Annotated in this window: 22 protein-coding genes and 4 pseudogenes; 12 read left to right on the top strand and 14 right to left on the bottom strand. The window is 49.6% G+C overall.

The window, feature by feature from the left end; genetic code table 11:
• Nucleotides 1–134: 134 nt before the first annotated feature.
• Nucleotides 135–686, bottom strand: a pseudogene (locus tag DA718_RS15690) (recombinase family protein); the annotation flags it as partial.
• Nucleotides 687–706: 20 nt separating this feature from the next.
• Nucleotides 707–1,463, bottom strand: a pseudogene (locus DA718_RS15685) (ArsB/NhaD family transporter); the annotation flags it as partial.
• Between the two features lie 1,267 nt (nt 1,464–2,730).
• Between DA718_RS15685 and DA718_RS15680 the strand changes: the two are divergent.
• From DA718_RS15680 to DA718_RS15655, 6 genes are all read left to right on the top strand, one after another.
• Nucleotides 2,731–3,306 (top strand): fimbrial protein, encoded by a 576-nt coding sequence (locus DA718_RS15680; protein ID WP_112215707.1) that lies wholly within the window; start codon nt 2,731–2,733, stop codon nt 3,304–3,306.
• 62 nt (nt 3,307–3,368) lie between these two features.
• Nucleotides 3,369–4,094, top strand: a complete 726-nt coding sequence (locus tag DA718_RS15675) for a fimbrial biogenesis chaperone (protein ID WP_112215708.1) — start codon at nt 3,369–3,371, stop codon at nt 4,092–4,094.
• Nucleotides 4,094–6,667 carry a fimbria/pilus outer membrane usher protein gene (locus DA718_RS15670; protein ID WP_227015941.1) on the top strand — a complete coding sequence of 858 codons (2,574 nt, stop codon included), beginning with the start codon at nt 4,094–4,096 and terminating at the stop codon, nt 6,665–6,667. Before DA718_RS15675 ends, DA718_RS15670 begins: the two co-directional genes overlap by 1 nt.
• Nucleotides 6,667–7,797 carry a fimbrial protein gene (locus DA718_RS15665; RefSeq protein ID WP_130624386.1) on the top strand — a complete coding sequence of 377 codons (1,131 nt, stop codon included), beginning with the start codon at nt 6,667–6,669 and terminating at the stop codon, nt 7,795–7,797. Before DA718_RS15670 ends, DA718_RS15665 begins: the two co-directional genes overlap by 1 nt.
• A 212-nt stretch (nt 7,798–8,009) precedes the next feature.
• Nucleotides 8,010–8,276 carry an ATP-binding protein gene (locus DA718_RS15660; RefSeq protein WP_112215710.1) on the top strand — a complete coding sequence of 89 codons (267 nt, stop codon included), beginning with the start codon at nt 8,010–8,012 and terminating at the stop codon, nt 8,274–8,276.
• 6 nt (nt 8,277–8,282) lie between these two features.
• A complete protein-coding gene (locus DA718_RS15655) occupies nt 8,283–8,495 on the top strand; it encodes a hypothetical protein (protein ID WP_130624385.1) in 213 nt (70 codons plus the stop codon).
• A gap of 59 nt (nt 8,496–8,554) precedes the next feature.
• Here DA718_RS15655 and DA718_RS15650 read toward each other — a convergent pair.
• The 3 genes and pseudogenes from DA718_RS15650 to DA718_RS15640 all read right to left on the bottom strand — a co-directional run.
• Nucleotides 8,555–8,725: pseudogene (locus DA718_RS15650) on the bottom strand (WbuC family cupin fold metalloprotein); the annotation flags it as partial.
• Between the two features lie 214 nt (nt 8,726–8,939).
• Nucleotides 8,940–9,113 carry a hypothetical protein gene (locus DA718_RS15645; protein ID WP_227015940.1) on the bottom strand — a complete coding sequence of 58 codons (174 nt, stop codon included), beginning with the start codon at nt 9,111–9,113 and terminating at the stop codon, nt 8,940–8,942.
• Nucleotides 9,114–9,143: 30 nt separating this feature from the next.
• Nucleotides 9,144–9,818: a LuxR C-terminal-related transcriptional regulator gene (locus DA718_RS15640; protein ID WP_112215712.1), complete on the bottom strand. Its 675-nt coding sequence runs from the start codon at nt 9,816–9,818 to the stop codon at nt 9,144–9,146.
• Nucleotides 9,819–10,233: 415 nt separating this feature from the next.
• Here DA718_RS15640 and DA718_RS30705 point away from each other — a divergent pair.
• Nucleotides 10,234–10,425, top strand: a pseudogene (locus tag DA718_RS30705) (hypothetical protein); the annotation flags it as partial.
• 242 nt (nt 10,426–10,667) lie between these two features.
• Here the strand turns inward: DA718_RS30705 and panB are convergent.
• Together panB and DA718_RS15630 are read right to left on the bottom strand one after the other, a co-directional pair.
• Complete coding sequence (gene panB, locus DA718_RS15635; protein ID WP_112215713.1) at nt 10,668–11,468, bottom strand: 3-methyl-2-oxobutanoate hydroxymethyltransferase; 801 nt, start codon at nt 11,466–11,468, stop codon at nt 10,668–10,670.
• Nucleotides 11,469–11,659: 191 nt separating this feature from the next.
• On the bottom strand, nt 11,660–12,274 hold the full coding sequence (locus tag DA718_RS15630) for a LysE family translocator (RefSeq protein WP_112215714.1): 615 nt from the start codon (nt 12,272–12,274) through the stop codon (nt 11,660–11,662).
• A 179-nt stretch (nt 12,275–12,453) separates the two neighbouring features.
• Between DA718_RS15630 and DA718_RS15625 the strand changes: the two genes are divergently transcribed.
• Nucleotides 12,454–12,906, top strand: a complete 453-nt coding sequence (locus DA718_RS15625) for an Lrp/AsnC family transcriptional regulator (protein ID WP_112215715.1) — start codon at nt 12,454–12,456, stop codon at nt 12,904–12,906.
• 433 nt (nt 12,907–13,339) lie between these two features.
• On the opposite strand, the gene DA718_RS15620 is transcribed toward DA718_RS15625, so the two are convergent.
• Both DA718_RS15620 and DA718_RS15615 read right to left on the bottom strand, forming a co-directional pair.
• Nucleotides 13,340–13,822, bottom strand: a complete 483-nt coding sequence (locus DA718_RS15620; RefSeq protein ID WP_112215716.1) for a glutathione peroxidase — start codon at nt 13,820–13,822, stop codon at nt 13,340–13,342.
• 132 nt (nt 13,823–13,954) lie between these two features.
• A complete protein-coding gene (locus tag DA718_RS15615) occupies nt 13,955–14,872 on the bottom strand; it encodes a LysR family transcriptional regulator (RefSeq protein WP_112215717.1) in 918 nt (305 codons plus the stop codon).
• A gap of 103 nt (nt 14,873–14,975) precedes the next feature.
• Between DA718_RS15615 and DA718_RS15610 the strand changes: the two genes are divergently transcribed.
• A complete protein-coding gene (locus tag DA718_RS15610; RefSeq protein ID WP_112215718.1) occupies nt 14,976–16,163 on the top strand; it encodes an MFS transporter in 1,188 nt (395 codons plus the stop codon).
• A 47-nt stretch (nt 16,164–16,210) separates the two neighbouring features.
• Here the strand turns inward: DA718_RS15610 and DA718_RS15605 are convergent, their stop codons facing one another.
• Complete coding sequence (locus tag DA718_RS15605; protein ID WP_112215719.1) at nt 16,211–17,104, bottom strand: dihydrodipicolinate synthase family protein; 894 nt, start codon at nt 17,102–17,104, stop codon at nt 16,211–16,213.
• Nucleotides 17,105–17,124: 20 nt separating this feature from the next.
• Nucleotides 17,125–17,820 carry a B3/B4 domain-containing protein gene (locus tag DA718_RS15600; RefSeq protein ID WP_112215720.1) on the bottom strand — a complete coding sequence of 232 codons (696 nt, stop codon included), beginning with the start codon at nt 17,818–17,820 and terminating at the stop codon, nt 17,125–17,127.
• Nucleotides 17,821–17,863: 43 nt separating this feature from the next.
• On the opposite strand from DA718_RS15600, the gene DA718_RS15595 reads away from it, so the two are divergent.
• Nucleotides 17,864–18,466, top strand: coding sequence for a helix-turn-helix domain-containing protein (locus DA718_RS15595; protein ID WP_112215721.1), 603 nt, complete (start codon nt 17,864–17,866; stop codon nt 18,464–18,466).
• A gap of 299 nt (nt 18,467–18,765) precedes the next feature.
• Here the strand turns inward: DA718_RS15595 and DA718_RS15590 are convergent, their stop codons facing one another.
• The 3 genes from DA718_RS15590 to paaZ form a co-directional block, all read right to left on the bottom strand.
• Nucleotides 18,766–19,539 carry an LEM-3-like GIY-YIG domain-containing protein gene (locus tag DA718_RS15590; RefSeq protein WP_112215722.1) on the bottom strand — a complete coding sequence of 258 codons (774 nt, stop codon included), beginning with the start codon at nt 19,537–19,539 and terminating at the stop codon, nt 18,766–18,768.
• A 197-nt stretch (nt 19,540–19,736) separates the two neighbouring features.
• A complete protein-coding gene (gene tynA / locus DA718_RS15585) occupies nt 19,737–22,004 on the bottom strand; it encodes a primary-amine oxidase (protein ID WP_112215723.1) in 2,268 nt (755 codons plus the stop codon).
• A gap of 263 nt (nt 22,005–22,267) precedes the next feature.
• The gene (gene paaZ, locus DA718_RS15580; protein WP_112215724.1) at nt 22,268–24,313 is read right to left on the bottom strand and encodes a phenylacetic acid degradation bifunctional protein PaaZ; all 2,046 of its coding nucleotides are present in this window, start codon (nt 24,311–24,313) and stop codon (nt 22,268–22,270) included.
• A gap of 285 nt (nt 24,314–24,598) precedes the next feature.
• On the opposite strand from paaZ, the gene paaA reads away from it, so the two are divergent.
• Both paaA and paaB read left to right on the top strand, forming a co-directional pair.
• Nucleotides 24,599–25,528, top strand: coding sequence for a 1,2-phenylacetyl-CoA epoxidase subunit PaaA (gene paaA, locus DA718_RS15575; protein ID WP_112215725.1), 930 nt, complete (start codon nt 24,599–24,601; stop codon nt 25,526–25,528).
• A gap of 11 nt (nt 25,529–25,539) precedes the next feature.
• Nucleotides 25,540–25,827, top strand: coding sequence for a 1,2-phenylacetyl-CoA epoxidase subunit PaaB (paaB, locus tag DA718_RS15570; RefSeq protein ID WP_032943000.1), 288 nt, complete (start codon nt 25,540–25,542; stop codon nt 25,825–25,827).
• Nucleotides 25,828–25,831: the final 4 nt, after the last annotated feature.

Raw genomic sequence — 25,831 nt, 5'->3', positions numbered from 1 at the left:
GATCCACACAAACTTTTATTAGCTCCTTCCGCTCCTGGCACACAGCGGACTTTATCAGTGCTCCAGTGACGAAAAGTGGTTGTAGGGATAACTATTAGGCCATGACCGCAAATAAACAACGTGATTCAAGCTTTTCAGGAAGATTCATTATCTTTATAAAGCGCTTGTATCCGGCAAACCTGCGATGTGCTGTAGCCTGTGGCTTCCGCTGTTTCACGGATACTAAGTTTTTTAACCTGCCGGTGGTAAATTACTTTCTGATGTCGCTCCTGGTCTGCCTGCTTACCCCGGTATTTACCGAGAGTACGCGCCCGTTCTATCCCCTGTTTCTGCCGCTGGCGGCGACTCAGCCAGTCCTTATGCGACATGGCGGCCATCAGATCGATAAGCATGCTATTGATGGCGGTTATAACGGCACAGGTGATCGGGTCAGCCTGCGAAGGATCTTTATCTGACAACGCCTGCCATGAGGTGGGGGCATCAAGGCTGACAATTCGCAGCTCGTGTTGTTCTATCTGCTTTTTCAGCGTCATCCAGTCGCTGTTGCTCAGGCGGGTCAGGCGGTCTATCTGCTCGACCAGCAAGATATCATTACGGTGACTGTCCATCAGCAAGCGTCCCAGTTCAGGGCGGTCAAGTTTGGTACCACTGATATTCTCCCGGTAGTAGCTGGCGATTTTATGCCCCGTTCCTGAGCGAACAGCTGTGCGCCAACAAGAACGGTTGGCATATTGTTCATGACCGATGACAGAAAGGCCGTCAGGAAGCCCGTACCAAATGTTGCTGCCAGCATATTCAGAACCCCGGAAAGGTATTCCGTTAAGCCAGCATTGCGCAGGCCGTAGACCACCAGGTACATACCTAGTGAGAAAACAACGATCTGCCACGGTGCACCGCGCAGCACTTTTCCGGTATTGATGGAGTGACCTTTTTTTTGCGACGGCGAACAGCACCGCAGCGCCGACGGCCGCAATAGCGCTACCGGGGATACCCAGTGGTTCAAGCACAAAGAATCCGACAAGCAACAGAACCAGAACAATCCAGCCTGCTTTGAAGGTTGCAGGATCTTTAATCGCACTGGCAGGCATTTTCAGAAGAGAGATGTCGTAGGTTGCGGGTATATCCCGGCGGAAAAACAGATGCAGCATGCCCAGAGTGGAGGCGATGGCAGCAATATCAACGGGAAGCATGATGGATGCGTATTCCGTAAAGCCAAGCCGGAAGAAGTCAGCAGAGACAATGTTCACTAGGTTCGACACGATAAGCGGCAAACTGGCGGTATCGGCAATAAACCCTGCGGCCATGACAAAGGCCAGCGTTGTCCGTTTGCTGAACCCCAGCGCGAGCAGCATGGCGATGATGATAGGGGTCAGGATAAGCGCTGCGCCATCGTTAGCAAACAGCGCCGCAACTGCCGCGCCCAACAGGATAATCCAGGTAAACAGCAGACGACCGCGCCCGTTAGCAGTCTGTATAAAAAACAGGCTTAGCGTAGGGTATTATCCGTTTTCCAAGCAGACCCCATATTGATGGCCATACAGAAACCAGCACGGATATTCTGATTTTGATTAGCGGGAGTGGTTATTACAGTTGGCCTCGATAACCATCACCGCAGGTATATCACCGTTCCGGATGCCGTTGATGACGCTGTACCTGAAAGTAGCTTTAAATAAATATCATCAAAAATAACCGTTAGTTTCTCTCATTTTTGCCGGTCATAGTGCCGACTTATTTATAAAAATATAGTTTTGTATCTCGAATATAATATTATATGTTTGTCATGTTTTTTATTTATTGTTATCTTCTTATTTATTTGGCACCTTTATTTATTGCGTTTAACTGAGAAGGTTTTACATTTTTTTTATGAAAATTCCTAGATTGGAAAAATTGGTGGTGGATTCCACGGTTTTTTTACGCAATCATCTGATGCATATACTTTTTCTTCTTATTAAATCTTTTTGCATTTTAGTTTTACTAAATGTATTTCATTAGTCACGCTAATTTCATTAGTATGAATTCATGTAAAATAATTTCATTATATTGACTTTCGTTCGTTAGACGCATAAATTTTTAAGCACGCAAACAATATTATTGTCACCCTATATGATACATGTAGGGATATGTTGAAAATATGTGTGTTAAATTCTTCGGATGTTTAGTTACTTTAAAGAATGAAAGATAGCAATAATTTCATAGTTCCCATAAACGGAGTCAATAATTCAATGGGTAAAAAATAGGCAATGCATGGGTTTTATCCATGTATCCTCTTGATGATGTTGTTATTTATTGGGTGATTATTTGAGGTTGTCTTGTATATAGGATAACTGACTTATTCCTTGTTGAAAAAACAAGGGGTCATATTTATATATAATTAATATTATCACTGAAGTTTATGGGTTATTTTATCAGCCATAAGCATCAATGGTTGAGAGGAATAAAAATATATAGATAGTGTTAATCACTTCATTGGAAGGGAATACTGATTATCGTTCTCCTGACTCGGAGAATAGAGTCTGAATCTATTGCCAGAATAGAAAGTAGCAGTGTGAAAACGATGTATACCGTCAGCGTAATGCTGAGGTGAAACAGTATTCAAAGCTAAACTAGTCAGGTCATTTAAGTGCTGAATGACGGGATGAATATTTTTACTGATTTCGCGTGTTGATCATTAATGCGCATGGATGTGGGCCGTTGTGCCCTTTATTACTCAGGATGAAAGGAAATTTTGCGATGCAAAAATCAATTACTAAACTCTCTCTCGCTGTCGTTTTGGGCTTGGGAATGACCTCTGTTCAGGCTGCTTCTACCGGAACAATTACCTTCAATGGCGAACTTACGGATACTACCTGTGAAGTGGATATTGAAGGCCAGGGGGCTGATGCAACTATCACTCTGCCGACAGTCGGTGTAAATGATCTGGCTGTTGCTGGCGCGGTAACAGGTCGTACTGCTTTTAACATGAATCTGTCCAGATGCTCAGTTGGCACCGCTGGTGGTCATGCGAAAGTCGCTACCTTCTTCCAGCCTGGCGTTTCTGTTGATCTGGGTACCGGTCGTCTGAAAAATATGAGCGGCACGGCTACGAAGGCCACTCTGCAATTACTCGACCCATCAAATAGCTATGCGGTTATTAATGTCGGTAATACTGACCAGGTAACCAGAACTGCTTATGTGGATATTGATTCTTCCGCTGGCGCAGGTAACGGTGTGGCTCAACTGCCATATGCAGTTGAATACTATGCTGAAGGAATAACAACACCAGGCACGGTAAGCAGTACTGTCGTTTACAACCTGATGTACAAATAATTTCCTGACATACTTTTTACAGGGGGAGGACTCCCCCTGTTTTTATCAGAGGATGATTCTCTATGTTCCGTAAATTACATCAATTGATATTATCCGTTGGCGCTATTCTTGCCTTTATCCTACCAGGAGTCAGTAACGCGAGTATCGTGGTGAATGGAACCCGGGTTATTTATCCTGGTGGTGAGCGTGAGGTTACGGTAAAACTTTCAAATAAAGGTAAACTGCCAGTATTAGCTCAAAGTTGGGTTGATAATGGCGATGTGAATGCAAAACCAGAAAAAATTGCTGTCCCCTTTATCCTTACTCCACCTGTAAACCGAATTGAACCTGATAAAAGCCAGACATTACGTCTGAGTTATACTGCGTCCCCATCGTTGCCTGAAGATCGTGAGTCGGTTTATTGGCTAAATATTCTGGAAATTCCTCCGGCAAATACTAATGTGCCGAACCGTCTACAAATGGCGTTCCGTACGCGTATTAAGCTTTTTTATCGCCCGGGTGCAATTGCGGATAGTACTAAAGCCGCTGATGCTGCGGAGAATTTGAGCTGGTCTATTGTCAGTGGAGAACTTCAGGCTGATAATCCTTCTCCATATTATGTTTCTCTGGTTTCGATCACAGTGAATCAAGGCAATAAAAGTGCTTCTTTTGATGGTGAAATGATTGCACCGAAAGACAGGCTACGTTTTAAATTAGATAAAAGTGTTTCTTTTACACATGCCGCTAGCATTTCTTATGAATATATCAATGACTGGGGTGCTGTAAAGGTAGTGAATACCACCTTTTGATGGCATTGTTTAAAATAATAAAAACAGGAATGTTTGCCATGCATCTTTTTTTTCAATATTCATTGCTGGCTACCTTTGTGATGGCTATGATCCCAAAAATAGCCCAGGCGGATGAAAGTGCGGCAAAGGTAGTTTTTGACCCCAACTTTTTGAATACATCTGAAGTTGAGATGATAGATTTAAGCCGTTTTGAAGATGGAGCTTCAGTTTTACCGGGAAAACATCTCACCGAAGTATTCGTCAATGGCGTACCGGTTACCCATGAGAATGTATTGTTTGTTGAACAAGATAATAAAAGTGTTACCGCTTGTTTATCGTCTGAGTTGTTAAAGAAAATTAATTTTAATTACAGCAAACTTCCGGCAATTTTCAACGAAAACTTGCATAAGGGGATGGCCTGCTATCCACTTGAAGAGTTAATTCCTGAGGCTAATATGCGCTATGACTCCGGGATTCAGCGTTTAGATATTAGCATTCCGCAGGCCATGATGAATAATTCTGCCAGAGGATATGTGAGCCCGGCCCTCTGGGACTCAGGTATTCCTGCTTTGTTGCTCGGGTATAATGCCAATACTTATACAACCTATTCACATGGTACAAATAGTTCTTCCTCCTATATGGGGACAAATGCCGGGCTTAATATTGGTGCCTGGTATTTCCGTCATGATGGCAGCTATAACTGGGATGAACATAACGGCGGTCGCTATCAGTCAACAAATAGCTTTGCTCAGCATGATATCCCAGCGCTGAAAGGCCGTTTTCTTGTGGGAGAGACATCAACTGATGGTCAGGTTTTTGATACGTTACCGTTTAAAGGTGTTGCATTAATAAGCGATGACCGAATGTTACCTCAGTCACAGCGGGGCTACGCGCCGGATATTCGAGGTATTGCACGGACGAATGCGCGCGTTAATGTATATCAAAATGGTCGGATTATTTATGAAACGACCGTTACGCCAGGCGCATTTGTCATTGACGATCTCTATCCTACGGGTTACGGCGGCGACCTGGATGTAAAGGTAACCGAAGCGGATGGTTCGGTGCAGACATTTAAAGTTCCTTATGCTTCCGTTGCTCAGCTATTACGCCCTGGCGCGCACCGCTATAGCGTTGTGGTCGGTAAAATGAACGATGTTTCCATGAGTACCGACCCCGGTCTGTATATGGTGACGTATCAGCGAGGTTTGACGAATAATCTGACGGGATACGGTGGACTACAGACGAGCGGCAGCAATTACTATTCCATCATGACGGGGGTTGCAACCAGCACGCCTGTTGGTGCATTTGCAGTTGATATTACCCAGGCGAGAGTGCATTTATTCACCGAAGATGTTGCCGCCAGTTCAGGACAAAGTTATCGCTTAAGTTACAGTAAGTTTTTGCCGCAAACCGACAGCAACGTGACGGTTGCCGCCTACCGTTATTCAACCTCCGGATATTACGACTACAGTACGGCGATGCGGATGCGGGAAGAGCTGGAACATGGCGGTGCTGTTGATAATATCTGGCGTCCTAAAAACCGTTTTAATATCTCGGTAAACCAGGGGTTGGCGGAGGGATGGGGACAGATTTATGTGACCGGCTACACTCAGGACTATTGGAATAACAGCCAGTCTGATTTGCAGTATCAACTGGGGTATAGCAATAACTGGTACAGTCTCAACTATAGTCTGAGCGCCGCGCGGGTCAGGAACAGCAGTGGCGGTACGGAAACCAATTGGTTATTAAATTTAACGATGCCGTTGGGGTCAATCAATAATAGTCATGTGCCGATGTTAAATTCCAGCCTGAGTCACAGTACGAATGGCCTGACGGGCGAGCAGGTGGGCGTGTCAGGAACATTGGGCAACGATAACCAGTTCAACTACAACACTACCGGGATACATTACAACCAAGGGGCCGGGAGTAGCGTATCGTTAAGCGGCGGTTATCGCTCTCCTTTTACAAATATAGCGGCTACTTACGGAGCTGGAAAAAATTACCAGACAACCTCAATGGGGCTGAGTGGTACGCTGATTGCCTGGCAGGATGGCATGGTGATGACGCCTTATACAGGAAATACCTTTGCTGTGGTTGAAGCTAAAGGGGCCACAGGCGCGAAAGTGGGGGGGTATTCCGGTATTTTCATTGACTCCTGGGGGCATGCGGCTATTCCTTATCTTAATCCCTATGAAATGAATGAAATCACAATCGATCCGAAAGGGATATCGTCTGACGTCGAACTGGAAAATACCAGCGCTAAGGTTGCCCCGTATGCTGGTGCAGTGAGCAAAATAGTCTTTAAGACAAATAAAGGAACGCCGTTATTGATTTCCGCCGTTCGCCATAATGGTGAAGAGGTACCATTTGGCGCTGATGTTTTTGATAGTCATGGAAATAGCATTGGTAGCGTTGGTCAGATGGGGCAGGTTTATGCTCGGGTAACACAACAAAGAGATACATTAACAGTGAAGTGGGGAAATGGTGCGGCGCAGCACTGCCAGGTAAGCTACTTATTACCCCCGCGGCCTCAAAGCGGTATTACAAATAGTCTGGTGCGTCTTAAAACGACATGCGCAGCGGGAGTACAGTAATGAATGTCCAAAAAATATTTATTTTTTTCTTATTTACTTTTTTATCAGCATTATCCCTGGAGGGGATTGCTGCAGTGACCTGTACACCTTATATGTCGCGAGTGATTAATGATCAGTTGCCATTGAGTGCAGCGATAACAGTTGGTGATGATATTCCAGTAGGGACCTCTATATATGATATATCGATTTCTACCCGATATACCCTTGGTGTGAGTTGCAATGGACCATATTCGCTCTATGGTCTAATGGAATACGGTTCAACGCCGATGCCATTATCACCATGGTCAGGTAATGGTCTTGGGGGGAAAGTGTACCAGACTAATGTACCAGGAGTTGGGGCCTTATTAGGTAAGGGGTCAAGTCCTGCCACCCCGGTTTTGTCAAATATTTTACCTTATCAATACACAAACTATGTGAATTATAATGCAAGTGGAGGAACGACCGCAGCGACAAATACGGTTGTACTCTCTTTAATTAAAACTGGACCTATCTCGGGTGGAGTCATTAACTCTGCTTTGCTACCCACTATGAAATATACCGTCCAGCCGGCATCCGGTTATTATAATGGAATACCACTACAACTATGGACCGTGAGATATACTGGTGCGCTAACGATTGTTGCTGGCACTTGCAATATTTCGAATGTAACGGTTGATATGGGAAAATATCACGTAGCAGATTTTAGCAGAGTAGGTTCGACCTCTAACTGGAAAGATGCATCAATTGTATTAACGAACTGCCCTCGGTTTTATGGCTATAACCCGTACACTAACAGTGTTATGATTTCTAATAATGGCTACAGAAGGGAGAACACGGTTGCAAACACGTTACAGGTTTATCTGCAACCAACCAGTTCAGAGACACAAAATGTAACACAGGGGATCCTGAATGTCAGCGCGCCAGGCGGAAAGACCGCTGCAACCGGTTTTGGCATACAGCTTGGTTGGGGAAATTATGCTGGTTCCCCAAGTATTGTTAATTTTAATAACCCTTTTGTGTATAAATTGGGCATTGATACTAATAGTAGCACGATAAAAATTCCCTTGGCTGCTCGGTATATCAGGACTCAATCGCAGGTTCAGCCGGGGATAGCTAATAGTCGAGTTACTTTTGTTGTGCAATATAAATAGCAGATTGTCCATTTGCCGGGAGCCCTTAATCGCCATAGTATGAGGCGATATATACCCGTCATACTTCAAATTGCATGTGCGTTGGCCGCGTTCTTTCCCCTGCCACTTACCATAGTAAGCTCCAGGGGATTCTCAGCGCCGCTGACTTCTTGCAACTTGAATTATTTGGACCAGATACGTTCAGATGATATTATACAGACAGCAAAAGGCAGATTGATCTCAGCGTAACGGTAACGCTGCACGAAGCAGTTATTAATATTGAAGATAACGGCTCCGGAATTGCCGCTGACGAAAGGACGCGTTTGTTCGACGCATTTTATCGTCCCGAAGGCATGACCCAGCCCGGCTCTGGGCTGGGTTTATCGATCGTCAAAGCCTGCGTCACTTGGTTGGACGGCAACGTCACATTGCTCCCTGCTCGCCTGTTTCCCTCCGGCGTTCTGACTTGCATCGTCCTGCCACTGAGCTCTGTTCGATGAATGCAGATGAAAACAACGTTCTTACTTGGGATTGTTTTTATCCTGCTGGTATTCTGCCTGCACCCCGACCTCTGCCTGGATGCTGCACATTATTTGCAGGAGATGATTTTTTTACTCGAGTCACCGGTTTTATTAGACGGAAATTTAGATGGGAACATCTTAGCTCTGAATGGCGGGTATCCTGCAGAAAATCAATCTGCTTTCACATCAACCGCTTAACTAATTACCGGCGGGCAGACAGTTACTGCTCTTGCGCTGCTCCCCACATTAAAGAGGTTAGTGTGCGGGTGGCGGTGAGGGCGAACATAGGAAACGGGTTCCATAGCGATAGCCAGCCGCTGAACAGGATCGCTTAATTCAGGGTGGAGGTTACGATGAGCACGAAAGCGAGGGGTGTTTGCGGCCTGCTCGCTTTGTTCTTGTAAATCACTGAACGTAACTTTTTTCATATTAGCCTTTGTGAATGTAGGTCGCTCACGGTAACCAGGCACACTGATGCCGCAAGGTTATATGCTATATTAACAGACGATTAGCCACTGCATTCGCGGAACACATTTTTCTGGCGTCGCCGACAAGCTCGGACGTGTTGAGCCGGAAGCAAAATCGCTGTGTGCCCAAGCTTCTGTATCTCCCGGGCTGCCCCACAGGCTTCCATCGCAACTGTCATCGCGTGTTGCTGAACAAGCCAGTTGAGTAAGTTGAGTAAGTTGAGTAAGTTTTGAGTAAGTTATTGCGTGAAAGTTTTATCTCTCCAGCTGGTTTTCCATAAGCATCGATACTGAAAAAATAAAAGTTTGCTTTAGCTAGGTCGATGCCGGCGATTTTCATTTCAGACATGGAATCTCTCTTACTTTTTCTGATTAAAATTTATCCATAGTATGAATCGATATACAGTGATTTCACTCCCTCAGTGCTGGTAATCCATGCATACAACTCTGCATTATTGTGCAAAGATAAACGACGCATAGCATTGCTTTTTTGCGCACTTATTGTTTTATTACTTTTTTTCAAAAAAGCGGCGATTTGATTTCCTCCCCATCCTTTTGCAAAAAGTCTTAATACTTCAATTTCAGAAGGGGTTAGTGCTGCTATTTTTCTTTCTACCTTGGTAACATCTCCTTTTTTATGTAGTAATGATATTTTTCCTGCACCTCCAGGGGCTAATCTGAACGCAGAAATCACCTCGATTAAATCTGTTACTGGTGAGGTATCAAGTAACAATGTAGTTTCTGGCTTCATTAATAACTCAATAGCTAAGGGGAAATAAATATTTTTGACTATAAATATCCAGTGTATATTCACATTCTGAATCATTAATGAGCAGTAATTATCAAAAAAAATTCTCGGATTGTCAATTTCGCCAGATAAATCGGCTAGTATCAGCGTTGTTCTTCGTAACTGAAGTTGGGTTAATTCATCTATAGATGAAAGAAAATTTATTTCGTAATCAGAGAGTTGCTCCCTAATGATTTTATTCAGACTAAACTGCACGATTGGTTTTTCACTAATGATTATGGTGTACTTATTCTGTTTTGGCAGCATAACATCTCCATTTGCTATTTTTTTGATTTATTTAATCTGGCAAGAGGAACAATGAATTACTGTTGTAATTACCTTTTATAATGGTAACAAATCTACTGTTTTTTTCATAATGTTAATGTGCATTTTAGTAAAGTTTGGTTTTAAATCTCTTTAAAAGCGCATACTAACAATACGTCTGGAAAAGTCTTTCAGAGGCATCGGAGGATCGTTACTGGTAGGTAAACGTAAGCTGGACAATCGTTTTGAATTCCCCCGTAGTAACTGCTCCTGTCGTGGTAAACATCCGGGCGGAAAGTGGAAATATCGTCTTATGAGTTGTGTTGTCGACCGCGACTGCCAGTGTACCCTCTGGTGGTATTTCTGTGAGATGGTCGCGCTTCATGGGGGTCGCTTGTAATTCGGAAATGATCCTACGCTTGATGTTGCTTTTGATGACAGCGGCCGACAGATAAATTCCCTGATTGCGCGTTTGACCGGTAATGTGGCAGGTGTGATGAAGCTGCTTGAACGCTGTGGATGGCAGGTTGAGCCTGAATGTGATACCTTCGAGAGCCGCCTGTATTCACTGAAAGTACAGCAAGGGGATCAAGTGACACTAGATCATTGATTTATATTTAACATAATAAAATCAATTATTTTGTCAATGCAGTTTTAAAGTGTCACCTCTTTGGGGTCAGTTTGGATATCGAAAATTATTGTACGTTAAGGCCATTTTTTGTACTTCCAGACTGCGGTAAGGGCGATCGATCACGTTGACAGGCAGCTTTGAGCGAAAAGCGGACGTCGGTAATTAGTCTCTTTAGCCAGATTACAGATGCAGCCGCTAATATATTCGGCTGCATCTGTAACTTATTCTGAGTAGCAGTGCTCCGCTGACGGGAAGCTGCCGTCTTTGACGGCGGCAATGTAACTTTTTAACGCGCCCTGAATGTCGTGCTGCCCTTTCATAAAGTTTTTGACGAATTTCGGGGCTTTGCCGGTGATGCTCAGACCGAGCATGTCGTGCAGCACTAAAACCTGTCCATCTGTATCCGGGCCAGCGCCGATGCCGATGACTGGTACGGACACCGCCTCGCTCAGCGCTCTTCCCAGTGAGGCGGGGACGGCTTCAACCAACACCATTGCCGCGCCGGCTTCTTCAAGCTTTTTCGCGGTGTCGATCAGTGCGGCCGCCTGATGGCTTTCACGTCCCTGCACTTTAAAACCGCCAAAGATGTTAACCGACTGAGGTGTGAGTCCAATATGGGTGCAAACCGGTATACCGTTACGCGTCAACTGACGCACTGTGTCGCACAGCCACTCTCCACCTTCAATCTTAACCATCTGCGCACCAGCCTGCATTAACTGTGCGGAGCTGTGCAGTGCCTGCTCAGGCGAGGAGCTGGTCATGAATGAAAGGTCGGCTATGATGAAGCCGCCATTGTTTCCGCGCTTAACGCAGGCCGTGTGATAAACCATATCTTCAAGCCTGACCGGCAGGGTGCTGTCATGGCCCTGCAGGATCATTCCCAGCGTATCGCCGATAAGAAGCATCTCAACGCCTGCCGTGCTCAGCTCGTGTGCAAACGTGGCGTCGTAGCAGGTGAGCATGGTGATTTTCTCGCCGCGCTGCTTGAGGTTTTTCAGATGTGTCAGTGTGACTGATGACATGGTGTTCTCTGCTAATTAGTTACGTTAATGAAGAATGTTGCGGGGGCGATAATACCAGCTTTCGCAACGCTAATTGTATTGCTCGGTTTCCAAGGCATCATAAAGCCCGGGGCTGACGTTTCCCTGTCGTCGAGTGTATTTATAAAGTTCCTGCTGCATGATGCGTTGCTATAAGCCAGTATGGTCATGCCTCAGAGAAACTGCTCTGCCAGCAGCAGGGCCGCAATAATGATCATCAGGCTGCCCGAAATCCGGCTGACATTCTGTGCGGCGCGCGCTCGCGTCCCAAGCACCGTGCCGGAGCCATACCTCACAAGCAGGTAGACCACGCCGCAGCTAATCACATGCACCAGCCCCAGCGCCATCATCTGCAGTGGAAGCGACCAGGCAGCGTGGACGTCAGTGAATTGCGGCAGTAGGGCCAGAAACAGCAGAAAAACCTTCGGATTAAACCCGCTGATGCAAAAGCCCTTGAGCGCCCATTTCAATGGCGAACCTGCATCATCATTCTGCCCAGCCGTCGGCGCTGTCGGATAGCGCAGCATGCCGAGGCCGAGCCAGAGCAGATAGGCCGCCCCGGCTACGATCAGGAGCGTCAGTACGCCCGGCGTGCCTGCGATGACTGAACCGACGCCCGCTGCCACTATGAGCGTTGCAACAAGATGGCCGCTCAGCATGCCAGCAACCGCCGACACAACCCGGCGTCCCCGGATGGCGGCTGAAATGGCGTAAGCCCAGTCGGCGCCGGGCGTGATTACGAAAAGCACGGAAACAGCCCAGAAGGCGGCGAACATACTCAGTGACATGTGACGTAATCCTCATTGACCCCATCGCTGACCGGGCATTTATCAGTGTCAGAAACCTGCATATAGGGAACCTTTTCCTGACGAATACGTTTAAAATTGAAGAAAGAATATCGCTTTGTAAATGGAATGTGCTTTCATTTACAGCTTAAAAAATGAGACCAGACGGGAGATTTTTAGGAATGGACAGAGCAGACTGCAATATTCTTGCAGAGCTTCAGAAGGACGGGCGGCTTTCGCTCACTGATCTGGCGGAACGGGTGGGAATCAGCCTGTCATCATGCCAGCGCCGGGTCAGAGCCCTTGAGCAGGATGGGATAATCAGCGGCTACCGGGCGCATCTGGATCCGGCCAGATTCGGGCTGAACTTTTCAGCTATAGTTTTCGTCACCCTGCGCGAGGGAGACCGACAGGCGGTCGCCGCCTTCGAGGCGGCAGTAGAGGAGATACCGCAAATCCTTCAGGCGCAGCGACTGTTTGGCGATCCGGATTATCTGCTTCATGTTATCACCCGTGACCTGCCGGCTTTTCAGAAGCTGTATGATGAAAAACTCTCTGATATCTCAGGCGTGCAGCGGCTTACCTCAACACTGGTTATGAAAACGGTTGTGAAAGATCGCGCGCTGCCTGTCTGACGCTTGTGCAACGCCTCCGTCATTCGATATTTTCAAAAAGTTCTTGGCATGGAGAAAATGTTGTGTTGAGGATTTGTACAAAAAGTCGAACTTCCGCTTCTGGCACAAAGCAAAAGCGCCACCAAACACTTCATGAGCCACGGGAGTGAATCCCGGCGTCGCTTTGCTCGGCCGGGCTACGATCATCGCTAGAGTTTACCGCCCAACTTCCTCCGCTTAATCGCCGGAATATCTCCGGTATCATTCAGCGCCCCCGGGAAGGTTTCAGCCATGCTTTGACTTTTCGCTGATCATTAATTGACCATAAAAATTATGAATGTTAGCCCACTGGAGGTGAGCCTGAATGTCTCTCAAATGCCCGCGGAGGCATAACACGGATATAATCGATTTATGGAAAGATCTCTAAAGTGAAGGGAGTGAATGAGGGGAAAGCTTAGGTTTCAAGTGCAGCAACTATCGTAGCTTCCATCTTCTCCGGGGTAGTGATGGGCGCAAAACGCTTGAGCGGCTTACCATCGCGTCCTATCAAAAACTTCGTGAAGTTCCACTTGATCCGTCCGCCCAGCACGCCGGGCAATTCCTCCTTCAGATAACGAAACAGCGGGTGCGTTGCCGCGCCGTTGACTTCCACTTTCTCGAACATCGGGAAGCTCACGCCGTAGTTAATGTGGCAGGTCTGCGCGATTTCATCAGCACCACCGGGCTCCTGCTTACCAAACTGATTGCAGGGAAAACCAAGCACCACCAGACCCTGAGCGGCGTACTTTTTGTAGAGCGCTTCAAGGCCAGCGTATTGTGGGGTTAAACCACACTGACTGGCGGTATTCACCACCAGAACCAGCTTGCCAGCATAGCCTGCCATGGGGATCATTTCGCCATGCAGGCTGGTGGCCGTCAGTTGATGAAAGGGAGTCATCTTGAAATCCTCACGGTAGAAGCGCTTTTGCTGGGTTATTCACACAATTAGAGCTCGTGTGATATCTATTTGCAACATCTACGGGAAAGGGCATTAAACAGATGTCCCTTGACTCTGTTATCTCGGTGACCATTAAACCCCGAAGGAGATATCGCTCAATTTCTGCTGGATGAAATCAATAAGCGCTCTTGTTTTCGTTGGTAAGTAACGCCTGTCTGAATAGAGTGCGAACAACTGCAATGGGGCTGCCGATTGTTCAAACTCAACCTCGATTAACCGTCCATCGTTAATATAGGGTTGGCAAGCCTGTTTCGCTAGAATGGCATAACCGACCCCGGCAACCGCAGCGCGTCCAGCCATCTCTCCGCTGTTTACCCGATAATGCCCTTTAACCTTAATGGTCTCGAATCCCCCTTTTTTATTGACGAACTGCCAGGGCGCGCCTTTCAGCGCGCTGACCGTTGTAATACAGGGTAATTCTGCAAATTGCTGGATAGAAGAAGGGATACCATAGCGCTTAATGACGGAGGGGGCAGCAACAATGGTGCAGGGAATAGTCATCAAATGACGAGCGATGTAGTCGCTGTCATCCATCTGGCCACGGCTAATAATGATAGCCAAATCCAGATCATCGCGCAGAGATTCGAAACCTGACAAATTGGTGACACAGCTAATTTCCAGGTCCGGGTACTGACAGGCGAAATCGGCAATAACGGAACCCAGCAGTGCAGGACCTATTTCATTGGGAATACAGATCCGTAATGGACCCTTGAGTTGCATTTGTCGCAACGTTAATTCGGTCTCGGTTTGCTCAAGCGCCTCCAGTAATGGCTTCGCTCGGGTATAGAGCAGGTGCCCCGCCTGGGTGAGCTTCATATGTCGGGTGCTGCGCTCAATAAGCTGAAGATTCAGTTTTTCTTCTAACTGAGAAATACAACGACTCACATTGGATGTTGGCATTTCCAGGGCCTTCGATGCCCCAACAAAGCTTTCTCTTTCCGCCACCGCAACGAACACTTTCAGGGTCGTAAAATCAAGGGCCGGACGCATTAACTATCCCATTTATGATAATAATATATGCTATTTCTACCATATTATAAACACAGTTGATAGCGATTAAACTCGGGTCTCTTTCATCCATAGGTTGCTCGCTATGTCACTGACCACACAGACGTTTAATCACAAAGCCCTTATGCGGATAGCCTTCGTCATGGCGTTTATCCAGTTCACTAATGCGCTGGAGTATATGGCGTTAACGCCTGTTTTTGCTTTTATGGCCGACGGGTTTTCGGTGCCGGTATCCTATGCTGGCTATGTCTCGGGGATGTACACGCTGGGGGCGGTCATTTCTGGGATTACTGCGTTTTATTGCATCCATCGGTTTAATAAAAAACGCTTCTTAATCAAAAATATGCTGCTGCTGGGAGCGCTCACCTTTTTGTCCACGCTCACCACGCATTTTGACATTCTTCTGGTACTACGATTTTGCGCAGGATTAGTTGGCGGTACAACAATGGGAGTGGGGACGAGTATTTTAATTAATCATACCCCGGCAAACTTACGTGGAAAAATACTGGCGACGGTGATTGCCTCATTTTCGATGGTCAGTATCGTCGGCATGCCCGCGATATTATTTTTGTGCACACTCTATGGCTGGCATATTGCTCTGTGGTTAATCAGTTTACTTTGCCTGATCTCTTTACCGTTGATCGTTTTTATCCTCCCCGGGGATACGGCCTCATCCGGCGTGAAGGCCAGGCTGGCTATTGATTATCAAACCTTACTCTTTGCCTCTTGTTCTGCGCTTGTGCAATTTAGCCCAATGCTGATCATTCCTATATTGACGCCATTAATGACGCAATATATGGGCGCACAGCAAAAGCTATTACCCTTATTATTCTTAAGCGGCGGGATTGCCGGTTATCTGTCTACAAAAATCACCGGTATTCTGACGTCACGTTTATCTGCGTTGATGCTGGCAACCCTTTCCACGCTGTTGTTTGTCGCCAGTTTGCTGATCCCGGCGATGGGTTACCATAATGTCTTTCTATTTATCACTTTATTCCTTGGTGCCTCATATAGCCGACTGGTTTGCGCGTCGTCAGTGGCGGTTCAATATCCTGAGGATGAACAACGCGCTAATTTTTCTTCACTACAGACAGCCATGATGTTCCTGATAACCACTTTCGCCTTTTTTCTGTCTTCCTTATTACTCCCTGACCAGGAATTAACCACGCAAAATCTAAACCGGCTGTTGGTTGTCAGTGCATTCGCCGCATGTGGATTTCCTGTCATGGTCATCATGCTGCAAAAGAAACTGGATAAATCAATCTGTGGGTAACATCCGGGCTGCAGATATCAGCCAAGGCCGTCGATCCTTTGGGTGGGTTACTTCAGCTCCAGCGCGCTTATCACACGGGCAATATCCGCAATATCATTTGCCGATAACGGCTGCAAAGGACGAGGCAGGCAGTCCGTATCGGTGAGTCCAAGCACACCCGCGGCAGCGGCAATCACGCGAATACTCCCGCCATGTTTACGGAACAGCGCCCACAACGGCTCAAGGCGAGTTGACAGGGCAGTAACTCGCTCATGATCCTTCGCTGCGGCTGCTTCAGTGATTTGTTTCGCCATCTCCGGGAACAGACCGCCGCATACGGAGTACCAGACTTCACAACCGGCGTTTAATCCCAGCCCGGCATAGGCATCTCCACTAATACCGATGGTTACGCCAGGGCGCAGCTGGTGGCGTAACACATTCACCCGCTCAGCCGCTGCTGTTGGGCTATCCGGGACGCCGGGGATCTTAATTGAACGAACACCCTCCAGTGATGAGAGACGACCATGCAGTTCATCGGTAAAGGTAAAATGCGTGGTGCCCGGATTATCATAGATGCACACCGGGACAGATGCGTGCCGGGTAACGGTCTCAAAAAGTGCAAAGACTTCATCATCACGGAGTGACTGGTAGCTGACCGCCGGGAGCAACAGGGCATTCGCGCCAGCTGCCTGCGCATCATCTGCCAGGTGCAGGATGGCATCGGTACTGACTGCCCCCACACACACCATCACGGGGATATCCCCGGCAAGCTGTTTGGCCAGCGTTGCGATACGCTTGCGTTGCTCTCGGGTCAGATACGCATAGCTGCCGGTTGAACCCAGAATGCCCATCGAATCAACACGGGCCGCCACGAGGCGGGCCACAATTTTACTGAACCCTTGTTCGTCGACGTCGCTGGCGGAGATCGGGGTTAATGGGAAGGCAGACAAACCGGTGAACATGATGTTTCTCCTGAATGATATTACTGGCATTGCTCTTCGATGAGAGCCACCTCAAACCGCAGACCGGGCATCATTTTTTCGAGGCCGTCGGTTAGCATCTTCCCGGCTTCGTAAAGCTTCTCCAGCGGCATCTGCGGCAGACTCTCCAGAATGAACCACATTTGCTGAGCTTCCACCCCTAAACGGGTTCTGATCCCTTGTCGCCAGTTCCAGCGGCGGCAGGTCACGCCGGTATCATCGCACCAGATAACTTCGCCTGGTGAAGGATATTCAACGGCGTTCTCACCCTCTTTTATCGTATCAAAAGGCTCTGTTCCTTTTGCCACCGCCAGGTGTGGCGAACCCTGATAGGCAGCGATATTTTCTCCACCAACCGGAACGGCGTAGCGGAGACTCACGGCATTATAAAGATCAACGATGGGATCTAGCGCTGGCATCGTTCCGTCACGTAATACGCGCTTACGTAACGCATCAGCTGAGCAAGGGGTGCGTTTGGGTTTAGCTCCAAACGTTTGAAAAACTTCGGCCCATGCAGCCAGATGAGATTCCGCCCATACTGGTTCACCGCTCAGAACCGCTTCACATGCTTCTCGCAGCGCTGTTGCTCCCGTATCAGGGTTAAGTACTGGCGCAGCTTTTACGGAGATACTGAGTGCCCGAAAGCCGGGAGCAATACGATAAATTTCAGGGGCAATTGACGGGGAGACTGTTAACACGTGATAATCCTGTAATGACTAATTTATTCCATGATAATGACCGATGACCAAAAAAGTCAATTTAATGACCGACGCAAATTCTATCGTCAGCACCGTGAATGAAGCCGTCTCTCAGCGGATTAAGCTGTATCGTAAGCAAAAGAAAATTTCCCTCGATGAACTCTCTCGTCGGGCGGGCGTTAGCAAGGGGGCGCTGGTTGAGATTGAAGGATGCCGGGCGAATCCCAGCATTGCCCTGTTATGCCGCCTGGCCGCCGCGATGGGCGTTTCGGTGGCTGACTTTGTCGATGTCAGCTCCAAACCGACAGTTCATCTCATTGCTGAAGATGAGATCCCAGAATTGTGGGAAGGTGAAAAAGGCGGTAGAGCAAGGTTGCTCGCAGGATCGGGTGGCCCCGAGATGACAGAGCTCTGGATGTGGGAAATGCAGCCGGGGGAAAAATTTGCTTCGCCCGGCCATACGGAAGGGACGCTGGAACTGTTTTATGTCCAGACGGGCATGCTCACGCTGGGCGTACAAGACCAGCTGTATCTGGTGAAGACCGGATGTTCGGCAACGGCCAGAACGGACGTCCCTCATTTCTATGAAAATCGGGAAGAGGGCCCATTAGTTTTCATCATGACAGTTCATGAGAAAGCATCCTGAGGGATGCCAGGGATGCCAGGTATGCCAGGGTTCCAATCTTATTGGTGGTAGGACTAGATGGGGTTAGAACTACCGGCCTCATCGCCCAGCGCATCTTACGATGCCCCCATCCGGCCCACCATTGAGTTGCAACAAACAGCAGGCCATACGACAACGGATATCAACGGGAGGTTATCAGTGAAGTTACCCGCTGGATAAATCACCGCTTAACAAAAGGTCCGCTGTGAGCGAAAAGAAGACGTTGCCACTTTTTCCCAAAAAAGCGCTAACAGAAACAGTGGCATTTCACTATTCAGACATCAAAAACCTGGAGAATATTTCACAGGAGACATAGCGCCTTTCTTTCTTAGAACATCCGGAATCTTTTTACCAAGGTAAATTTTTGCTATATCAGGAGGGGCGAGTCTTCCCCTGAATCCAAAGCGGGATTTTTGAGTAGATTCAAACTCATCATCTGCATCCCATGAAGGCATCTCAGGGAAATTCTCGCGGGTAGATTCGAGCCACTCATCAGCTATATAAACCCCTCTGACGATTCCCCTCACTGTAGCCAGTATAACTTCAGCTTTACGAGCACGTTCAACACTGACACGCCAGCTAAAACGTACGGCATCATAAAGGTCTACATCCTTTGAACTTCTGTTCACGGATATCATCAGCACTTTATGTTGGAACACGACTGTTTCAGGTTGGTATGTTGCGATTAACTCTTTGATATGTGCAGCACCATATTCATTGCTGCCAGCGCCATTCATGATGTTAGTTAAACCGGGATAAGCGTCTATAAGTGCGGCTTCAACCTCGTAAGCTGTCTTTTCATCTGCCATACCGTGTCGGTGAATTACATGAATGACCTCAAGACCTGCCAATCTTATCTCTCGAAGTTGCTTGAGTTTGTTGCTAAGCATTTCATCATCATCAGCCACGGCGACCTCACCGCGCATATGGGCAAATACACGATTCCCTTTCCCTTTCCCCACGTAGAAGGTACTTCCATCCCTTGGATCAATTAATCTGTATACATACCACCCAAGATGTTCCATCACTCCCGGTGGAAACTCATTGATATCCATCTCATAACTCCTTTCACATGATTCATGGGGTATAAGCTAAACATATTAATGTCGATTAACAATTAATAGCACCCATTAATTTCGTTTATGATTGATATAGAGTAGAAAAGCTAAGTCAACTTCTGGCATAACCCCATCATAAAAAACGGCGATAAACCCACCTCCCGGATTTATCGCCGTTCAGCCTTCAAAACACCTTACTTTTTCTTCTCGCCCAGCGTCGGTGTCTCGTCAAAGAAGTTCCAGGGTTTTAACAACGCATGTGCCCATTCCGTCGGCATAATCGGCCACTCTTCGGCTCGTGCCACGTGGGTGGTACCGGTGGTGATCCAGACCACGTCATCATGTTTGTCCAGCGACTCATCGTCTTTCGCGTACTGGCCGAGGCCGGTGTCGTGAATCGAACGGTTAGGATATTTACCCTCAGGGAAGCGCTCGGTTGGATGGTAGCGGGTCACCCACAGTTGCTTATCCATAAAGCTCAGGCGATGGTAGATCCACTCATCGGGGGCAAATTTTGCGCCGGTCGCCACCGGATGCGTGCCGCCCGCGTAAGGGATAATCTGATACGACACTGGGTTGCCCATGCGGTTTTCTTTGCTGGTATTGCTCAGCAGGCGAATGGTACCGGGGGCAAATTTCTGCGCTGCTTTCTGCTCGCTATCAATGGTGTACTGATTGATCTGCATGGTACTGGTGCGCGGGCCTCCGCCGGTATTCGGCTTCACTTCCGGGTCCATAGCCACCAGCGTGTTGTTCTCTCCGTCTACATCAAGATCGAGGCGGAAGTTGTAGATGTGCTGGTGGGTGGTGCCGACAATATTGTGGTCGATCAGCGTACCGTAGCGGGTATCGTCTTTAGCGCTCGGGTCGTGCATGGTTTTCGCCTTCACGCCTTTTACCGCTTCGATGCCGGTGGCTCCGGCATCAATGCCGATGGTGCCGTTTTCGTGGAATACCCAGTCGAAGATATAGTCGTAGTTGCCGACGGTGCTTATCCAGCGCACCACCAGCTCGCGGCGCTCGGTGCTGACGTTCGGTTTGCCCATCTCCTGGTGCTTATACTCTGGCCCGGCGTAGCGTTCGAAAACGGCGATGGCGCGCGGAATGGTGGTTGGCGTGCCGGTGTAATCAGCGATGGTTTCATCCAGCAGCACCGCGTTGGACGGCGCATCTTTACCGCGCACGATTGGTGAGGTCAGGGTGCCCATGCCGTAGTCGCCGGAATCCAGATAGGCTTTAAAGTACCAGCCCACGTCCGGGTCGCCGTAGGGCACGATCATCCCGCCCAGCGATCCTTCGTACATCACCTGGCGCTTTTTACCGTTGTCGTTATAGGTCACGGTAGACAAAATTGGTCCGACGCGGGAGTTCATGCGCAGGTGGAAATCCCAGTTTTGCCAGTGAATCATGTCGCCGGTAATGGTGTAGTTTTTGCCCTCTGGCTCAATGATATCCAGCGGTTTGACTGCTGGTGCAACGCGGTCACGTCCGTCATAGGGGCGAGGTTCCATCGGTACCGGGATCACCGGGCCTTCTTCGATTTTAATGATTTTCTTCTGTTCGAGGTCGACCACCGCCACCAGGTTTTCAATCGGGTGCGCCCAGTAGTTGCCGTCGCCAACGTCAAGATAGCTCACCACTTTCAGCAGCCGCGCATCCTGCTTCAGGCCATCTTTGCCGTCGAAGTAGCCAACGGTCAGCGGCGTGGTGACGACTTTGCTCGGGTCGTTGATGCCGTGTTTTTTCAGCACTTCGGCAAATTCGCTGCTGGCGTTAATGATGTTCTGTACGCTGGCGAAATCATCAAGCAGCACCATGCCGTGGGCGTCTTTAATCGGCGTCCATGAGAGGACCTTCTTGTTCTGGAGATCCACCACGGCCTCAATGACGTGCTTGCCATCGAGCATGATGACGTCGGCGGTACGCGGGGCGTTAACCGGTGTGCCCTGCAGCGCAAAAGCCCAGACGGCGGCTTTATCCGGCTCACGGAGGGAGATTTCGGTAAATCGGGTATTGGGTTTGAATTCCGGCGCAGCTTTGACAATGGTGACCGCTTCGCTGATTTCCGCCGCTGACAGCGAGTTCAGCGGGTGAGGGACTTTTTCGACCTGGAAGGTCTGGTCAAGCCCGGACTGAAAGACATCGTTGATAAAGGTATCAGAGACCCAGGCTTTGCCGTCTTTCATCACCACCGGGACCTGCAAGTCCAGGGTTTTGCCATTGACGATGGCTGTTTTTGCCCCCGGTTTTACCTTGACGTAAGCGCCATCTTTGATAAGCGTAAACATCTGCGCATAGTCGTCCCATTGAACATCAGCGCCAAACTCCTGCAGCGTTTTGTCCATCGGGACCATATGCGCTTCGCCACCGTGGGCGAACGCCGGGCCAGTCCCGACGCAACACAGGGCGATAGCCAGCGCCAGTGCGGTTTTGCGTGTCTTTTGAATCAAAGCGTTAGACATTGTGACCTCATCTTATCGTTATGTTGTGCCGTGCCAGGCTTTTCGGTTCCAGTCTCTTAACCTAACAGCCAAACGTCACGATACGTTTGCTCACGCTTGCCAGGTTATTGGTCAGTTATGCCAGTTATAAAAAATGCCTCCGCAGAGGCATTCAGGTGATGGTGTCGGTGTTTTGCCGGATGGCGGCTTGCGCCTTATCCGGCCTACAAACTCAAATGTAGGCCCGGTAAGGCGCAAGCCGCCACCGGGCAATCGCACGGAACTTAAGCCGGGAAATCCCCTTTCTGACGCGCGACCAGCGTCAAAATGGAGTACAGCGCCACCGCCTGCTGGTGCTGGTTGAAAATCTCTACCGCCCACTCGACAACGCCGGTCGCTTTCTCCTCGACGCTGCGCTGGCGTTTTACCGTTTTGCGCTTGCAGGTCAAGCGCACCTGGATGGTGTCGCCCGGTTTTACCGGCTCGATAAAGCGCAGATTTTCCATACCGTAGTTGGCAATCACCGGGCCGACCCCGGCGTCAACAAACAGCCCGGCTGCGGCGGAAATCAGGAAGTAGCCGTGAACCACGCGCTCGCCGAAAATCGACTCTGCGGCGGCAATCTTATCCATATGGGCGTAGAAGTGATCGCCGCTCAGGCAGGCGAAATTGACAATATCCGCCTCGGTTAGCGTGCGGCGCGGGGTCAGCAGGCTGTCGCCCGGCTGGATCTCTTCAAAATATTTGCGGAACGGGTGGATGCGGTCTTCAACCACCTGCGCGCCGCGTACCCACTGCTGGCCGATGGCGGCGAGCATGGTCGGGCTGCCCTGAATCGCGGTGCGCTGCATGTAGTGCTTCACTGCCCGCAGGCCGCCGAGTTCTTCGCCGCCGCCCGCGCGTCCCGGGCCGCCGTGTACCAGCTGCGGCAGCGGGGAACCGTGGCCGGTGGATTCCACGGATGACTCTTCGTTCAGCACCTGAATACGCCCGTGGGCGCGAGCCGCGCCGAGAATAAATTCGCGCGCCAGTACGCCATCAGCCGTCACTAATGTCCCCGCCAGGCTACCTTCACCGGCGCGAGCCAGCGCCATGGCGTGCTCGCGATTCTGATACGGCATCAGCGTGGCCACCGGACCAAAGGCTTCAATGGCGTGTACCGCTGCCACTTCATCCGGCTGCGGGCAGAACAGCAGGGTTGGCGGGAAGAACGCTCCGGCGGCGCTAAGGTCGGCTTTACCGCCCAGCAACACTTCACATCCGGCTTCCACCAGACGGTTCACATTATCCTGTACGTCCTGACGCTGCTCGCTATTGACCAGCGCGCCCATCTTCACGCCTTCCTGCGCCGGGTCGCCGACCACTACTTTTTGCAGGCGGGCAATTAGCGCCTCGCTCACCGCGTTGACCTGCGCCTGCGGTACGATAATGCGGCGAATGGCAGTACATTTTTGCCCGGCTTTGGCGGTCATCTCGCGTACCACTTCACGGATAAACAGCGCGAATTCCGGCTGTTCCGGCGTCACGTCTTCACCCAACACGCAGCAGTTTAGCGAGTCCGCTTCCATGGTGAAGGGGACCGATTTCGCCACCAGATTGGGATGCACGCGCAGTTGCTGTCCGGTATGCGCCGAGCCGGTAAAGGTCACCACGTCCTGATGGTCAAGCTGGTCGAGCAGGTCGCCCGCGCCGCCGCAAATCAGGCTAATCGCACCGTCCGGCACCAGCCCGCTGTCGATAATCGCTTTGACCATCGCCTGAGTCAGTTGCGCGGTGGCGGTGGCCGGTTTGATTATCGCGGGCATCCCGGCAAGCCAGGTTGGGGCCAGCTTTTCTAGCATGCCCCAGCAGGGGAAGTTAAAGGCGTTGATATGCACCGCCACGCCGGATTTTGAGGTCAGCACGTGACGCGCGGCAAAGCCGCCCTGTTTGGACAGGGGGATCAGCTCATCTTCCGGCCACAGGGTATCGTCAGGCAGTTCACGGCTGCCCAGCCCGGCGTAGGTGAAGAGGGTACCAATACCGCCTTCAATATCCACCCAGCTATCCGCACGCGTCGCGCCGGTCTCACTGGAAATGGCATAGAAATCAGCCTTCAGCTCCAGCAAATGTTTCGCCACCGCTTTTAACATCGCGCTGCGTTCAATAAAGGTCATCGCCTGTAACGCTTTGCCGCCGTGCTCGATGGCGAAGCGACGCGCCTGCGCCATATCCAGCCCTTCGCTGGTCACTTCCCACAGCGCTTCGCCGCTGATGGCGTGATGAATGGTACGGGTGCGCCCCCGGCCGGTCTGCCAGGCACCGGATAAATAGCTGGCTAACTGCTGCATGGTTACTCTCCAGATATGTTACGTAATCTCGCTATAAATAGTTCTTTTCTGAATCATAAAATGCAAGCTTGATTTTAATAATTTATTAACAATGCGATCGCGAACACCTTCTTCAATAACGATATATTATTGTTTACAAAGAAATTTATAAAGACCTTTGCGGTACTCATCACAAAATTCACAAACAAAATTTGTGGTTTTATTTAACTAAGATGTAACTTTTATAAAACAAAGTGATTCGCAAAAAATGATTTGTTGAATTTATCGGAATCATAAGGTGATGACGTGACAGAACAACACTGCTTTGACCAGCGCATCGCGCAGGATACAGCCATCGAACCGCAGGACTGGATGCCGGATGCCTACCGCAAAACGCTAATCCGCCAGATTGGCCAGCACGCGCACTCGGAAATCGTCGGCATGCTGCCGGAAGGTAACTGGATCACTCGCGCGCCGACGCTGCGCCGCAAAGCGATTCTGCTGGCGAAAGTGCAGGACGAAGCCGGACATGGCCTGTACCTCTACAGCGCCGCCGAAACCCTCGGCTGCGCCCGTGAAGACCTGTATCAGAAAATGCTCGACGGCAAGATGAAGTACTCATCCATTTTTAATTACCCAACCCTGACCTGGGCGGATATCGGCGTTATCGGCTGGCTGGTGGACGGCGCGGCGATTGTCAATCAGGTGGCGCTGTGCCGAACCTCCTACGGGCCGTACGCCCGGGCGATGGTCAAAATCTGCAAAGAAGAGAGCTTTCACCAGCGCCAGGGGTTTGAAGCCTGCATGGCGCTGGCGGCAGGGAGCGAAGAACAGCGTCAGATGTTGCAGGACGCGATTGACCGCTTCTGGTGGCCCGCGCTGATGATGTTCGGCCCGAGCGATGACAACTCACCCAATAGCGCCCGCAGCATGGCGTGGAAAATCAAACTGCACTCCAACGACGAGCTGCGTCAGCGCTTTGTCGATAACACCGTCCCGCAGGTAGAGATTCTCGGTATGAAAGTACCGGATGCGGACCTCTATCTGGACGAGGCCACCGGTCACTATCGCTACGGCGAAATCGACTGGCAGGAACTGAATGAAGTCATCAACGGGCGTGGTATTTGCAACCACGAACGTCTGGGCGCCAAGCGCAAGGCCTGGGAAGAGGGGGCATGGGTGCGCGAAGCCGCGCTGGCGCATGCCGAAAAACAGCAGGCTCGCGACGCCGCCTGAGGAGAATAAAGATGAGCAAAACATACTGGCCGTTATACGAAGTGTTTGTCCGCAGCAAACAAGGTTTGTCTCACCGCCACGTCGGCAGCCTGCACGCCGCCGATGACCAGATGGCGCTGGAAAACGCGCGCGATGCCTACACCCGCCGCAGCGAAGGTTGTTCGATTTGGGTGGTGAAAGCGAGCGAAATAGTGGCTTCGCAACCGGAAGAACGCGGTGAGTTTTTCGATCCCGCAGAGAGCAAAGTCTACCGCCACCCAACGTTCTATACCGTGCCGGACGGCATGGAACATATGTGAGGCA

The sequence above is a fragment of the Klebsiella huaxiensis genome (genome assembly GCF_003261575.2).
GTDB lineage: Bacteria > Pseudomonadota > Gammaproteobacteria > Enterobacterales > Enterobacteriaceae > Klebsiella > Klebsiella huaxiensis.
This window is presented reverse-complemented; position numbering and strand designations above follow the sequence as displayed.